Origin of the sequence: Bradyrhizobium sp. HKCCYLS3013, assembly GCF_051167615.1 — a bacterium.
Classification (GTDB): domain Bacteria; phylum Pseudomonadota; class Alphaproteobacteria; order Rhizobiales; family Xanthobacteraceae; genus Bradyrhizobium.
This window is the reverse complement of sequence record NZ_JBNPTK010000019.1, coordinates 91,505-104,355: the sequence shown is the minus strand read 5'-3', so window position 1 is coordinate 104,355 and position 12,851 is coordinate 91,505. Positions and strand designations below refer to the sequence as shown.

General features: G+C 66.2%; 11 protein-coding genes. 4 read left to right on the top strand and 7 right to left on the bottom strand.

All coding sequences use genetic code 11. From position 1 onward, the window contains the following. Positions 1 to 313 precede the first annotated feature (313 nt). Positions 314 to 1,729 (top strand): glycogen synthase GlgA, encoded by a 1,416-nt coding sequence (glgA, locus tag ACQR1F_RS27495; RefSeq protein ID WP_434884491.1) that lies wholly within the window; start codon positions 314 to 316, stop codon positions 1,727 to 1,729. Positions 1,730 to 1,893: 164 nt separating this feature from the next. Here glgA and ACQR1F_RS27490 read toward each other — a convergent pair whose 3' ends face one another. The 3 genes from ACQR1F_RS27490 to ACQR1F_RS27480 all read right to left on the bottom strand — a co-directional run bounded on the left by ACQR1F_RS27490 (position 1,894) and on the right by ACQR1F_RS27480 (position 6,291). Beyond that, positions 1,894 to 4,017 carry a methyl-accepting chemotaxis protein gene (locus tag ACQR1F_RS27490; RefSeq protein WP_434914195.1) on the bottom strand — a complete coding sequence of 708 codons (2,124 nt, stop codon included), beginning with the start codon at positions 4,015 to 4,017 and terminating at the stop codon, positions 1,894 to 1,896. A 236-nt stretch (positions 4,018 to 4,253) separates the two neighbouring features. Continuing rightward, complete coding sequence (locus ACQR1F_RS27485; protein WP_434914194.1) at positions 4,254 to 5,408, bottom strand: patatin-like phospholipase family protein; 1,155 nt, start codon at positions 5,406 to 5,408, stop codon at positions 4,254 to 4,256. 61 nt (positions 5,409 to 5,469) lie between these two features. Continuing rightward, positions 5,470 to 6,291, bottom strand: a complete 822-nt coding sequence (locus ACQR1F_RS27480) for a 3-hydroxybutyrate dehydrogenase (RefSeq protein ID WP_434896009.1) — start codon at positions 6,289 to 6,291, stop codon at positions 5,470 to 5,472. Positions 6,292 to 6,481: 190 nt separating this feature from the next. Here ACQR1F_RS27480 and ACQR1F_RS27475 point away from each other — a divergent pair, with 190 nt between their 5' ends. After that, a complete protein-coding gene (locus tag ACQR1F_RS27475) occupies positions 6,482 to 7,372 on the top strand; it encodes a LysR substrate-binding domain-containing protein (RefSeq protein WP_434914204.1) in 891 nt (296 codons plus the stop codon). On the opposite strand, the gene ACQR1F_RS27470 is transcribed toward ACQR1F_RS27475, so the two are convergent. Both ACQR1F_RS27470 and ACQR1F_RS27465 read right to left on the bottom strand, forming a co-directional pair. After that, complete coding sequence (locus tag ACQR1F_RS27470) at positions 7,360 to 8,079, bottom strand: peroxiredoxin-like family protein (protein ID WP_315802506.1); 720 nt, start codon at positions 8,077 to 8,079, stop codon at positions 7,360 to 7,362. The two genes, ACQR1F_RS27475 and ACQR1F_RS27470, sit on opposite strands and share 13 nt — an antisense overlap. A gap of 85 nt (positions 8,080 to 8,164) precedes the next feature. Next, positions 8,165 to 8,446 (bottom strand): hypothetical protein, encoded by a 282-nt coding sequence (locus ACQR1F_RS27465; RefSeq protein WP_434873666.1) that lies wholly within the window; start codon positions 8,444 to 8,446, stop codon positions 8,165 to 8,167. Positions 8,447 to 8,684: 238 nt separating this feature from the next. Here ACQR1F_RS27465 and ACQR1F_RS27460 point away from each other — a divergent pair, with 238 nt between their 5' ends. Then, positions 8,685 to 9,176 (top strand): cupin domain-containing protein, encoded by a 492-nt coding sequence (locus ACQR1F_RS27460; RefSeq protein ID WP_434914193.1) that lies wholly within the window; start codon positions 8,685 to 8,687, stop codon positions 9,174 to 9,176. Positions 9,177 to 9,268: 92 nt separating this feature from the next. Next, on the top strand, positions 9,269 to 10,498 hold the full coding sequence (locus ACQR1F_RS27455; protein ID WP_434914192.1) for an MFS transporter: 1,230 nt from the start codon (positions 9,269 to 9,271) through the stop codon (positions 10,496 to 10,498). Here the strand turns inward: ACQR1F_RS27455 and ccoS are convergent. Beyond that, positions 10,468 to 10,653: a cbb3-type cytochrome oxidase assembly protein CcoS gene (gene ccoS, locus ACQR1F_RS27450; protein ID WP_315802502.1), complete on the bottom strand. Its 186-nt coding sequence runs from the start codon at positions 10,651 to 10,653 to the stop codon at positions 10,468 to 10,470. The two genes, ACQR1F_RS27455 and ccoS, sit on opposite strands and share 31 nt — an antisense overlap. After that, on the bottom strand, positions 10,644 to 12,845 hold the full coding sequence (locus ACQR1F_RS27445) for a cation-translocating P-type ATPase (RefSeq protein WP_434914191.1): 2,202 nt from the start codon (positions 12,843 to 12,845) through the stop codon (positions 10,644 to 10,646). The genes ccoS and ACQR1F_RS27445 overlap by 10 nt, the downstream gene beginning before the upstream one ends. Between the last annotated feature and the right edge of the window lie 6 nt (positions 12,846 to 12,851).

The window sequence follows — 12,851 nt, the reverse complement described above, 5'->3', positions numbered from 1 at the left end:
TGGTCGAGAAGTCGAGGACACGCAGTCCCTCGAAACATCCTGTCAAACGGCTCTCATCGTTTCCCACTAGACTCACCCTGGCAGCTCCCTGGTTTGAACTCTTCTCGCTTGGCACCAAGGCCGAAGCTCCGCTTTGCCGTCGCTGATTCACGAAGCGTAAGCCATCGGTCGTCGTGCAGGTCGTTTCTAGATCGAACCATTCGATGTCGAAAGCGTTTGGCCTTTCGCCGCAATGCGGCAACGCTTTTCTTCATGACTGAATTTGGACCTTTTCTTGCATAGGACGAACATGGGGCTTGATCGAGGACATCTCTTGCGGGTTCTGTTCGTTACGACCGAAATGGACGATTTCGTCCGGGTGGGCGGACTGGCTGCCGTTTCGGCGGCACTTCCCCGGGCACTACGCTCACATACCGACGTCAGGATCATGCTGCCCGGCTACCGGGACGTGATCGAGCAACTCACTTACATCGAGATCGTCGGCCAATGTGCGCCTTTGGCAGAGATGCCAGGCTGCGCACTGGGACGGTCGTCGACCCGCGATGGCCTGCCGGTCTACGTCCTGCTCTGCGACGAGCTTTATGACCGGCCGGGCAACCCCTACGGCGACGAGAACGGGCAGGACTGGGCGGACAACGACATCCGTTTCGGCCGTCTCGCCGCCGCCGCCGCCGAGCTCGCGGCGGGCACGCTGGACAAGAACTGGGCAGCCGATCTGGTCCACGCCAATGATTGGCAGGCCGCATTGGTGCCGGCCTATCTGGCGTGGCGCGGTGTCGAGGTTCCCTCGATCCTGACGATCCACAACCTCGCCTATCAGGGCCTGTTCCCACGCGAGTCGCTGCGCCGGATCGGCGCTCCCGAATCCTCGTTCCACATCGACGGTCTGGAGTTCTACGACAAGCTGTCCTTTCTCAAGGGCGGTCTGGTCTATGCGTCGCATCTCACCACGGTCAGCTCGACCTATGCCCAGGAGATCACGACGCCCGAGCTCGGCTGCGGACTGGAGGGCCTGCTCCGGCAGCGCTCCAATGCCCATGAGCTGACCGGCATTCTCAACGGCATCGACGAGAGCTGGGATCCCCGCTACTGCCAGAAGCTGGCGCAGCCCTTCGCCGCGGGCGACTGGAAGGGCAAGAAGGCCAACGCCGACTACGTCCGCAAGCAGTTCGGCCTCGCCGTGTCGCGTGGTCCGATGTTCGGCATCGTCGCGCGCCTCGTGCATCAGAAGGGCATCGACCTGGTGCTGGAAGCCGCCGATGAGATCGTCGGCGCCGGGGGCCAGATCGTGGTCACCGGCACCGGCGAGCCGGCCATCGAGCGCGCGCTGATGGAGGCCCACCGCCGCCGGCCGGACGCGATCGGGGTCGCCATCGGATTCAACGATGCGCAGGCGCGGCGCATCTTCGCCGGCAGCGACTTCACCCTGATGCCGTCGCGCTTCGAGCCCTGCGGCCTGAGCCAGATGTATGCCCAGCGCTTCGGCTCGCTGCCGATCGGGCACCAGACCGGCGGCCTCGCCGAGACCATCACAGATGGCGAGACCGGATTCCTGTTCGAGAAGCCGTCGGCGGAATCCTTCCTCGGCGGGGTGAAGCGCGCGTTTTCGGCGTTCACCAGCACCGAACGGCTGAACGAGATGCGGCTTTCGGCGATGGCCCGCTCGTTCAGTTGGGACCTGTCGGCAGCCTGCTACAATGCGCTGTACCGGAAGATGCTGGCGTCTTAAGCCGGGACCGGCTGTCGTAGCCCACATGAGCGGAGCGACATGCGGGACGATTTCAACGTTCGGAGCAGACCCCGGATATCGCTGCGCTCATCCGGGCTACGGCCAAATAACAAAAGCCCGGACATCGTCCGGGCTTTTTCTTGGGCGCTTGAAAGGCTGGCTTCTTACGCCGCGCGGACCGCTTCCAGGAAGCTGCCGACCTCTCGCTTGAGGCGGTTGGAATCTCCAGCCAGTGACTTGGCCGACGACAGCACCTCGGCGGAGGCCGAGCCGGTCTGCGAGGCGCCACGCTGCACGTCCGTGATGTTGGACGAGACCTGCTGGGTGCCGTGGGCGGCCTGCTGCACGTTGCGCGAGATTTCCTGCGTTGCCGCGCCCTGCTCTTCGACCGCTGCCGCAATGGCGGCTCCGATCTCGGCGAGCCGCTCGATCGTCGAGCTGATCGCCTGGATCGAATTCACCGATTCCTGCGTGGCGGCCTGCACGCCTGAGATCTGCTGTGAGATCTCCTCGGTCGCCTTCGCTGTCTGCTCTGCCAGCGCCTTCACCTCGGTTGCGACCACCGCGAAACCGCGGCCGGCGTCGCCAGCCCGCGCCGCCTCGATGGTGGCGTTGAGTGCGAGGAGATTGGTCTGTCCGGCAATGCTGTTGATGAGCTCGACGACGTCGCCGATGCGGGCTGCGGCCTGCGACAAATCGGCGACGCGCCCATTGGTCTGGCGCACCTGCTGCACGGCGTCGCCGGCCATGCGCGCCGACGCCTGGACCTGACGGCTGATCTCGGTCACCGACGAGGACAGCTCCTCGGTGGCGGAGGCGACCGACTGGACGTTGGCGGACGCTTCCTCCGACGCAGCCGCCACCACCGTGCTGAGCTCCTGCGATCGGTTCGCCGTGTTGGTCAGCGTATCCGCCGAGGTTTCGAGCCCCGAGGCCGCCGACGACACGGTGTTGACGATGTCGGCAATCGTCGACTCGAAGTTGCGCGTCAGCGCATCCAGCCGCCGGGCCCGATCGATCTGCGCCTGCGCATCGCGCTGCGCGGCCTCGTCCGAATCCTTCTTGGCGATCAGCGCGTCCTTGAAGATCTTCAGCGCGCGCGCCATCGCGCCGATCTCGTCCTTGCGGGACTCGTTCGGAATGTCGGCGCTCAGCTCGCCATTGGCGAGGCGCAGGGTCACGCCGGTCAGCCCGACCAGCGGGCCGATGACGCCACGGACGACGCCGAGCACCACCGCCACCGACACCAGCGCGACAACGAGCAGGATTCCGAGAGCGGTGAACAGGCGCAGCCGCGCGGCCTCGATCGACTGATCGATGGCCTGGTGCGCCGACGTCAGCGCCGCATCGCGCAGCACGATCACATTGTTCAGCATCGGCGTGGTCCAGCGGCCCCACTCCTCGGAGGTGACCGGCGAAGGTTGACCGTCGCGCGCAGCGGTGACGATCTGACGATAACGGCGCTCGCCGTCGCCCATCAGCGTCGAGCGGACATGTTCGAGCGCAGAGCTGACGTCCGGATTGTCGCGCACGCTGCGGGCCGCGAGCTCCATCTGCTGCCACAACAGGGTCACCTGCCCGCTCTGTTCGGTGACCTCGGCGAGGCGTGCCGGCGTCCAGTTCAGGCTCTGGATGAAGAAGCGAAGAACCGCGGAGCGCGCACCATTCACCGTCCGCATCGATTGCGACAATTGTGCGAGTTGTCCCGACGGCAGCAGGTTCTCGACGTCGCCGCCGACGCGCGACAGCTCGATTGCGGTCGCGTCGATCGCGGCATTCAATGACTCGGCGGCGCGGCCGAGGCCATCGATCGTTGCCGCCTGGATGTTGGCCGGACGCTGCGCAAAGGGCAGCCCCACGGCACCGCGAGCCGCCGACCGGATACCGCGAAGGGTCTGCTCGGCGGCGTCGATGCTGCTGGTCGCCAACCCCGCCGCCTTGGCGGATGACTTGGCCTGGTTGAGCAGATCGTCGGTGCTCGCGATGGTCTTGTCGAGCTTGGCAGCATCGTCGGCCGAAGCGGGCGCCGGAGCAGCCAGCAGATTCCAGATATTCCGTTCGAGCGGGATCTGGGCGTTCACCTTCATCGCCAGCTCGAAAGCGTCAAGGACGCGTCGCGCCTGCTCGCGCTTGACTAGATCTCCCCACCCGCTCCATGCGAGCACGAATGCAAAGGCCATGGCGAAGAAACCGGTCAGCAGATTGCCGGCCAAGATCTTCCATTTGAGACTGATCGCCCCGGTCTCCGGCTTGATCGTCTCATTGTGCAGCATCGCGCGCTCGGACATTGCCTATTCCCAATCAAATACCGTTGCCCGGCCGGTCGCGCGCGTATCGGCTGATGCGCGCTTGCGCAGCGGCCCTTCGGCGACGTTCCCGCACGGTCGGCAGACAAGATTGCGGCGACTGCCGCGCCACAATGATTAAGAACGAATGACGACTAATCCCTTAAAACAAGTTGATCCATGCGGTATCGGAATGCCGAAATGCTGCACCATTAGGATCGGGTCAGCGCATTGGCCTGCTACTCGGCTGCCGCTGCAAGCTTGATCGAGGGATCGTGCAACACCACGCCGGCGAGCGGATCGTGCTCGCCCGACCAGGGCATGCGCTCCAGGACCGACTGCGTGTGCTGATAGCCCGCAGTCCAGCGTGCGATGATGCCCCGCTCGGTGAAATCGATATCCTTGGTATGGCTCTCGCGATCAAGCTGCGGAGCCAGCAGCCGGACGACATGCATCCGCGTCTGGCAGCCGTGACTGATGAGATCGCGGACCGCCGGATCGTTGCGGGTCGACTCGGGCAAATGGACCGCAAGCTGATTGATGATATGGCGCAGCCGATGCGTCTGCTGCTGGCGCGCGATATGGCTGGAGATCCGGCTCGAATACTGCACGTCTTTGTGGCGGTTGAACACCTCCGCCATGGTCGTCGGCTCGGCGCCTTCGGGATTCCACAGATGCACCGCGAAGATCAGCGAGTTCTTTCGCGGATTGTCGTCGAACACCACCTCGGTCGGCGTGTTCGACAGGATGCCGCCGTCCCAATACAGTTCGCCGTCGATGCGAACGGCCGGAAACGCCGGCGGCAGCGCGCCGGATGCCAGGATGTGGCGGACATCCAGAGCGTCGTCGCGGCTGTCGAAATAGCGCATCCGGCTCGTCCTGACGTGCGCCGCCCCGACGGTGAGGCGCACATCGCCATTGTTGAGACGATCGAAGTCGACGAGCTCCTGCAGCGTTTCGCGCAGCGGGGCGGTCGAGTAGTAGCCGGCCTGCTCGGCCCCGAGCGGATAGGCCTCCCCGGCATGCGCCAGGGCGTTGGGACGGAAGAAGCCCGGAATCCCGTGCGTCACGGTCGTCCAATAGGACAGCCGCTCGTTGAAATCCGGAAAGGCCGTGCGTACCGTCCAGGCCGGCCGCCGGTGCATCCGCTTCCAGAACTCCCGCAGCCGCGTCATGCGGTCCTGCACGGGGCTGCCGGCGATGAGCGCGGCATTGATGGCGCCGATCGAGGTGCCGATCACCCAGTCCGGCTCCAGGCCGGCCTCGTGCAGCGCCTGATAGACGCCGGCCTGATAAGAGCCGAGCGCGCCCCCGCCCTGCAGCACGAGAACCACCTGCCCGGGCAGCTTGCCGCGATCGATCATCGCGCGCATCGTGTCGTCGATCTCGGCCATGTTTCCCTCCTGATACATTGTCCTGTTCGCAGTTTTCACGTCGCTGTTACATCGCCAACCGTCAATGTGCGGTCCAACCACCATCGACCGGCAGGGCGACACCGGTGATCGATGCGGCGGCATCGCTGGCGAGAAAGACGGCAAGCGCACCGATCTCTTCCACCGTTGCGAAGCGCTTGTTCGGCTGTTGCGCCAGCAGGACATCGCGGATGACCTGATCGCGGGAGATGCCGTGCGACCTCGCCTGCCCGTCGATCTGCGCCTCGACCAGCGGCGTGTAGACGTAGCCGGGACAGATCGCATTGCAGGTGATGCCGATCTCGGCCGCCTCCAGCGCCGCGACCTTGGTGAGGCCGATGATGCCGTGCTTGGCAGCAACATAGGCCGATTTGAACGGCGACGCGACGAGGCCATGCGCCGAGGCGACGTTGACGATGCGGCCGAAGCCGTTCCGCCGCATCGACGGCAGCGCCAGCCGGATCGTGTGGAACGTCGACGAGAGGTTGATCGCGACGATGGCATTCCACTTGTCGACCGGAAACTCCTCCAATGGCGCGACGTGCTGAATGCCGGCGTTGTTGACCAGTACGTCGATACGACCGAACTCATGCAGGGCATCGTTGATCATTTGCTCGATTGCCGCGGGCTGCATCATGTCGGCAGCGGCATAGCCGGTCCGCACACCGAACTCGGCTGCAATATCCGACCGCATCCGATCGATGTCCTGCGGCGCGCCAAAGCCGTTCAGCACCACATGTGCTCCCGCGCCGGCGAGCGCCCGCGCGATGCCAAGGCCGATGCCGCTGGTCGAACCCGTGATCACCGCCACCTTGCCGGACAACGGACGTAACGAGGGCGGGGTCGTCATCGTATCTGCAGCCATGGCCGTTCCTTCATCCATTTCGGAGATTGCTCGATGCGAGAACAAACTGCCGGACTGTCGCGACGAATGGAAATGCCGTTTGGCTCGCCCCACGATAGGGTTTCGCTATCGCGATCGTTGATGCGATGCGCGGTCTGCTAGGATATTGCATCCGGGACGTCGGCCCGGTCGAACGGAGCTCTCCATGGAAATGCATCAGGTTCGGTATTTTCTTGCCGTTGCCCGGCTGCTGCACTTCACGCGCGCGGCCGAGGAATGCAACGTGACGCAGCCGTCGCTGACCCGTGCGATCAAGCAGCTCGAAGCCGAGCTCGGCGGCGATTTGTTCCGGCGTGAGCGGCCGGCCGCACAACTCACCGAGCTCGGCCAGCGCATGCATCCACTGCTGAAGCAATGCTACGAGGCTGCCGTCGGCGCGCGAACCCTGGCCTCGTCCTTCAAGAGCGGAGAGCTCGGCACGCTCCGGATCGCGCTCGCCGACTCGGTCGACCTTGCGCTGCTGATCCCGCTGCTCGATCAGCTGCAGCGCCAGTTCAACCAGCTCGAGCTCAGGTTTCTGCGCGGCAGCAGCCGCATGATCGCGGAGCATCTGAAGAACGGCGAAGCAGAGCTCGGCATCGCCTCGGAGATCGACGAGACCTGGGATCGGCTGGATGTCTGGCCTCTCTTCACGGAGGACTTCGCGCTCGCCGTGAGCAGCCGGCACCGGCTGGCGGGGCAGGACGCGATCACGATCGATGATCTCAGTGGCGACGCGCTGCTCTGCCGCAACTACTGCGAACATGCGGACAGGTTGCGCACGCTGCTCCGCGAGCGCGGCGTCGACCTCGGACGAACTCATGACGTCCACTCCGAACGCGACCTGATCGCGCTGATGGAAGCCGGAGTCGGCATCGGTGTGGTGCCGCAAACGACCGCGCTGCCGGAGACCCTGCATCGGGCCACCGTCGACGGACTCGACGTGCGGCGCACCGTGCATCTCTACGGCGTTGCCGGACGTGAACGCACAGCGGTTGCCTCGACCGTGATGCGCATGCTGCGCGGCAGGAACTGGCAGGAATGGCTCGGTCAGCTGTCCTGAGCTGCGGCCTGGCGAAGCGCTTCGACCAGATCGTCGATCTCCATCCGCTTGCGGAAATCAGGATCGACGAAGCGCGCCTTCACGAGGCCGTCACGCCCGACCACGAAGGCAGCCGGGATGGGCAACACCCAGCCGTCATTGCCGTGGAAGCTCGCCAGGTCCTGGTGCGCCAGCAGTTGCTGGATCTCACGACCAAGCCAGATCGCGAGGTTGAGCGACAAAGCATAGCCGTTGTCGAGATCCGTCAACACCGGGAAGGTGGCGCCGGCGTCCGACTTGAACTGCTGCGTGAACGCCTGGAGCTCCGGCATGATCGCGACGATCGCGCCGCCCGCGGCGTCGATGCGCTGCTGCGCCTTGATCACCGCGCGAACGTTGAGCCGGCAATAGGGACACCAATGGCCGCGGAAGAACATCACGGCGACCGGCCCCCGGACGAGGCAGGATTGCAGGCTCACCAGGCGGCCAGCCTCATCTGGCAGGACGAAGGGCGGCATCGTCTCACCGGGCCGCGGCGCAGTCTCGCCGCCACCGTTTTCTCCGAGCCGCGCCACCAGGCGGTCGACGGCGGACGCATAGGCCGGAAAGATCTCGCGACCCGCAGCGGCATAGGCCTCGAGTTGCTGCCGCAGGGTGCCCTGTATCTCCCTGCATTGCAGGAAGGCCTGTCTGAGCCGCTCGGCATCCGCGGGTGAAAGCACTGTCATGAGCTGCTCCGGCACGTTCAGGACCCCAACCATGATAGTTTCCCGGGCAAGCCGACCACAAGGGCGGCCTGCCCGGCTGCCGCGCTCAGGGCCGGTAGAAATTGCCGGTGGGATCGAGCATGCCGGACGTCGAATAGAGCTGCCCGTCGCTCATGAAGAAGACGGTGTTGTTCGGCACCTTCCTGGCGTGGCGCATCATGGCCCGATGATTGGCGTCGCCGGTGGCCATCGTCATCATGCTGGTCTTGCCGGCGCTGTAGACATAGGCCATGCCGGGCGCGAGATCGAGGCCGCCTTGCGCGATGGCTGCGGTGGCAGAGACCGCGACCACGGCCGCGGCAATCAAGGTCTTGGACAGGCGGGTCATGGATATCTCCTCCTCATGAATGCTGTCGCCCGTCATCGGGCGCTCGCATTACAAGCGCGGCCTGCCCTGCTTGAGAAATGCCGTTGTCCAATCGCGAGGATAGCGCCCGCCTATCGATAGCGGCGGTCTATCGGCTCCAGAGAAAGGATGCATTTCCATCACGTGCTCTGCTCCCCGATGGTGCGCCTCGCGATGCCCGCTCGGCGCGGGCCGCTGTTCCATCAGAGGAGACCATGACATGTTGATGCAGATCGCAGCTATACGCACGCGCCGCCTGAGCGCTGCCTTCGTCCTGGCCGTTGCCACGACGGTGATCGCGGCGTCCGGCGCCCGCGCCGGCGAGTGTCCGGCTGACAAGATCAAGGCCGGCGTGCGCGAGAAAACCGACGTCAAGGCGGTCGGCGTGACCGACGTCACCCTTGGCGCGATCGATCTCGCCAAGCAGCCCGCCAATCTCAAGGACCGCGAGTTGCGCTTCCGCAAGCTGACCATCGCGCCGGGCGGCATCGTGCCGTGGCACAGCCATGACGATCGCCCGGCGCTGATCTTCGTTCAGCAGGGCGAGATCGTCGAATATGCCAGCAACTGCGCCGAGCCGATCCTGCACAAGGCCGGAGATCTGAGAGCCGAGGTGTTCGGCACGTCGCATTGGTGGAAGAACGACGGCAAGGAGACGGTCATCCTCTATGTCGGCGACGTTCGCAAGGATCCGCACGACCATAACATGTAGATCGCGTACCTCCGCCAGCCGCCTTCGGATCGCCCCTTCGGGCAGGCGATCCGGATACGGCCGCGTTGCGCTGTCGAGCCGAGGAGATTGCGATGACGGATATGTCCGCACGGTTGCCGATTGGAGCCGGCCATGTGAATGCACGAACGGCGGCGCGGCGCGCGGTCCTGGTCGGCCTGCTCGCCTTTTTCAGCCTCGTCGATCTGTTCGCGGCGCAGGCGATGCTGCCGGTCCTCACACGCTACTATCAGGTCAGCGCGGCCGAGATGGGGCTCGCCGTCAACGCCTGCACGCTGGGAATGGCGATCGCGAGCCTGGTCATCGGCCTGCTCAGCCCGCTGATCGATCGCCGGATCGGCATCGTTGCCAGCCTTGCCCTGCTCGCCGGCTTCACCGCACTGCTCGGCAGCGCGCCGGACCTCTCCATCTTCGCAGGCTTGCGCATCCTGCAGGGCCTTTGCATGGCCTCGGCGTTCGCCCTCACCCTGGCCTATCTCGGCGAGCAGTGCAGCGCCGGCGAAGCCGGCAGCGCCTTCGCGGCCTATATCACCGGCAACGTCGCCAGCAATCTGGTGGGGCGGCTGCTCTCGGCCGGTCTGACCGGGGCCCTCGGCCTCAAGCCGACCTTCTACGTCTTCGCCGCGCTCAATGTCTGCGGCGCCCTGCTCGCCGCATTCGCGGTCGGAGGCACGGCCATGCGTGCGGAGGGAGCGATGCGGCTGCGCGGCGGGGCCATCGCCGATCACCTGCGCGACCGCCGCCTGCGCGCGGCCTTCGGCGTCGGCTTCTGCGTCCTGTTCGCCTTCATCGGCGCCTTCACCTTCGTGAACTTCGTGCTGGTGCGGCCGCCGCTGTCACTCGGCATGATGGAGGTCGGACTGGTGTATTTCGTCTTCCTGCCGTCGATCGCCACCACGCTGCTGGCGGGCCGGATGGTCGCAAGGATTGGCACACAGGGCGCGATCTGGGGCGCACTCGCGACCGCAGGCCTCGGCCTCGTCCTGATGCTGTCGTCACGGCTCGGGGCGGTGCTGGCCGGCATGGTGCTGGTCGGCGCCGGCACGTTCTTCGCCCAGGCGGTGACCACAGGCTTCGTCGGAAAGGCCGCAATGCACGATCAGGGTGTCGCCAGCGGACTCTACCTCGCCAGCTATTTCGCCGGCGGCATCGTCGGCACGGCCGTGCTCGGGCAGTTGTTCGACCGGTTCGGCTGGACGGCCTGCGTCGCAGGCATCGCCGCCGCGCTGGGGATCGCGGGATACCTGGCGCGCTGGTTGACGCCGCCGGACGCTCAGGACCGGCTCGGCGCCGGCTCGGGCTGAGACGGCGGGGCCTGCTCATCGTCGTCGGCGATGGCGCGCCAGGCCGCCCCTTCGAGATCCTCATACTGGCCGCTCTTCAGCGACCAGAGAAAGCCGACCAGGCCGGCCAGGCCGAGCGCCAGAGCGAGCGGGACGAGAATGATCATCACTTCCATGACGCGGCCTCCCCGGCCACCTTGCGGGCACGTAGCGCATTCAGCATGACGATGATCGAGGAGCCGGACATCGCGGCTGCCGCGATCAGCGGGGTGACGACGCCGCTGATCGCAAGCGGCACCGCCAGGACGTTGTAGCCGACTGCGAGCCATAGATTCTGCCGCATCAGATGCAGCGCCTTGCGCGCGTAGTCGATCGCGGCCAGCACCGGCGCCAGGGGACGACCGAGGAAGACGAGATCGGCGGTGGCCTGGCTCAGATGCGCGGCCGAGATCGGCGACATCGAGACGTGCGCGGCGGCGAGCGACGGCGCGTCGTTCATGCCGTCGCCGACCATCATGACCTTGACGCCCGCGCGCTTCAGCTCCTCGATAACAGCGATCTTGTCGGCCGGCGTGACGCCCGCGCGCCACGCGCCGATGCCGAGCGCCTTGGCGGCCGCGGCCACCGCCGCCTCGCGATCGCCCGAGAGGATCTCGACCTTGATGCCGCGCCGCTGCAGGCCGGCGACGATCTTGGCGGCGTCATGGCGCAGGCCCTGGCGCACCGAGAACAGGTACCTGCTATCGCCGCGGCTGAAGGCCACCACCGAGGCCTCGGGATCGACGCCCTTGGTCTGCGCAACCAGCGCCTCGGCGCCACAGAAGGCCGGACGTCCCAGCCTGATCTCGACGCCGTCGACGACGGCGCGGACACCCTGGCCCGGCTCCTCGACCGCGCCCATCAGCGGCGACCGCGCATTGGCGGCCTGGGCCACCGCCGCGGCCACCGGATGATGGCTCGACAGCGCGAGCTGGCCGGCCAGCGCGAACACATCTGCAGGAATGTCGGCGGCGTTGACGACCTCGAGGTCCGGCAGCGTCAAGGTGCCGGTCTTGTCGAAGATGACGTGATCGGCCTCGGCGAGGCGCTCGATCGCATCGCCCGCATTGAGCAGCACGCCGGACTTGAACATCGCGCCCGACGCCACCGTCTGCACGGTGGGAATCGCAAGCCCGAGGGCGCAGGGACAGGTGATGATCAGCACCGCGATGCCGGTGACGATGGCATCGTGCCAGCTCGCGCCCATCAGCACCCAGCCGAGCACGGTGAGCGCCGCCGTCGCGTGCACGACCGGCGCATAGAGCCGCGAGGCGCGGTCGGCGAGGCGCATGTAGCGCGAGCGCGCCTGCAGCGCGTTGTCGAGCAGGCGCGTGATCTCGGCGAGCAAGGTGCCCTCGGCGGCGGCGGAAACCCGGACACGCAGCGTGCCGGAAATGTTGAGCGAACCGGCATAGACGGCGGTCCCCTGCTCGGCCGGTACGTACAGCGTCTCGCCGGTGATCAGGCTCTGGTCGATCTCGGAGCGGCCCTCGACCACGACACCGTCGACGGCGCAGCGCTCGCCGGGCCGCAGCAGCACCAGATCGCCGGCGCGGACGGCGGCGACCGGCACCTCCGAAATCTCGTCGGGACCGATGAACTTGGTCGCGGTCTCCGCCTTCAGCGCGGCGAGATTGCCGGCGACCGCGCGGGTCCTCCGCCGCATGCTCTGGTCGAGATAGCGGCCGACCAGCAGAAAGGTCAGCAGCATGATCGCGGCGTCGAAATAGGCGTGCTCGGCGTGATGAAACGTCTCGACGATCGACATGCCCAAGGCCAGGATCACGCCGATGCAGATCGGCACATCCATGTTGACGTTGCCGGTCTTCAAGGCGCGCCACGCCGAGCGGAAAAACGGCTGGCCGGCATAGGCCGCGGCCGGCAGCGCGATCACGGCCGACAGCCAGTGGAAGAAGTCGCGCTGCTCGGGCAGCATGTCGCTGCCGTTGCCCGACCACACCGGGATCGACAGCATCATCACGTTCATGGTCGCGAACGCGGCGACGCCGAGGCAGCGCAGCAGGAAGCGCGATTCCTCCGCCTCGGTGGCCTCGGCGCTCGCCTTCTCGAACGGATAGGCCTTGTAGCCGAGCTCGGCGAGGCGGTCGATGAACCTGGCTGGATCGAGGGTGCCCTGCTTCCATTCCAGCGCGACGCGGCGGTCGGTGAGATTGACGCGCGCAAGCGTCACGTCGGGCAGCGCGGAGAGGCCGCGCTCGATCTTGGCCATGCAGCCGGCGCAGCTGACACCCTCGACCGCGAGGTCGATGTGCTTCAGGCCGGCGCCGAGATCCTTGACGTAATGGGAGAAGTCACGCGTCACATGCATGATCGG

Bases quoted from the DNA above. Each gene is read 5' to 3' on its own strand.
- ACQR1F_RS27490 (WP_434914195.1), bottom strand. From the start codon at position 4,017: ATGTCCGAGCGCGCGATGCTGCACAATGAGACGATCAAGCCGGAGACC.
- ACQR1F_RS27485 (WP_434914194.1), bottom strand. From the start codon at position 5,408: ATGGCCGAGATCGACGACACGATGCGCGCGATGATCGATCGCGGCAAG.
- ACQR1F_RS27480 (WP_434896009.1), bottom strand. From the start codon at position 6,291: ATGGCTGCAGATACGATGACGACCCCGCCCTCGTTACGTCCGTTGTCC.
- ACQR1F_RS27475 (WP_434914204.1), top strand. From the start codon at position 6,482: ATGCATCAGGTTCGGTATTTTCTTGCCGTTGCCCGGCTGCTGCACTTC.
- ACQR1F_RS27470 (WP_315802506.1), bottom strand. From the start codon at position 8,079: ATGACAGTGCTTTCACCCGCGGATGCCGAGCGGCTCAGACAGGCCTTC.
- ACQR1F_RS27465 (WP_434873666.1), bottom strand. From the start codon at position 8,446: ATGACCCGCCTGTCCAAGACCTTGATTGCCGCGGCCGTGGTCGCGGTC.
- ACQR1F_RS27460 (WP_434914193.1), top strand. From the start codon at position 8,685: ATGTTGATGCAGATCGCAGCTATACGCACGCGCCGCCTGAGCGCTGCC.
- ACQR1F_RS27455 (WP_434914192.1), top strand. From the start codon at position 9,269: ATGACGGATATGTCCGCACGGTTGCCGATTGGAGCCGGCCATGTGAAT.
- ccoS (WP_315802502.1), bottom strand. From the start codon at position 10,653: ATGGAAGTGATGATCATTCTCGTCCCGCTCGCTCTGGCGCTCGGCCTG.
- ACQR1F_RS27445 (WP_434914191.1), bottom strand. From the start codon at position 12,845: ATGCATGTGACGCGTGACTTCTCCCATTACGTCAAGGATCTCGGCGCC.